This window comes from Chryseobacterium urinae, assembly GCF_030518295.1.
Lineage (GTDB): Bacteria > Bacteroidota > Bacteroidia > Flavobacteriales > Weeksellaceae > Chryseobacterium > Chryseobacterium mucoviscidosis.
In genome coordinates this window covers 1-418 of record NZ_JAULSJ010000100.1, presented here as the reverse complement: position 1 = coordinate 418, position 418 = coordinate 1, and the positions used below count along the sequence as shown (strand labels likewise).

The following is a 418-nucleotide window of genomic DNA, read 5'->3' as shown; positions in this document are numbered from 1 at the left end:
TTCAAACCTGAAAAGATCTGCGCAATCTCAGCAAGGTGCTTCTGCATTTAATATTGATGATCTTGGATATATTTATACCGGAAACAGGCTGACTTCCGTTACCGATTCCTCAACAGATTACAGAGGCTATCCGGATACTTCAGGAAACACCATTTCCTACGACCTGAACGGAAACATGAAAGATCATAAGGATAAAGGTATTCTTCAGATTGATTATAATTTTTTAAATCTTCCGAAATACATTAAGTTCAGTGATTTTGCAAGTTACGACAGGAGCAATAAAGTATATGTAAATACGAATTATCTTTACAGAGCAGATGGCGTAAAGATGAGAAAAGTACATAATTATAAAGATCCTTCCTATGCTTATGCTCTGGGAACCAGAACCACCGATTACTTGGATGGGTTTCAATATGAG

Annotated in this window: 1 pseudogene; it reads left to right on the top strand. The window is 36.6% G+C overall.

What is annotated here, in order from left to right:
* Positions 1–418, top strand: a pseudogene (locus QWT87_RS21145) (RHS repeat-associated core domain-containing protein); the annotation flags it as partial.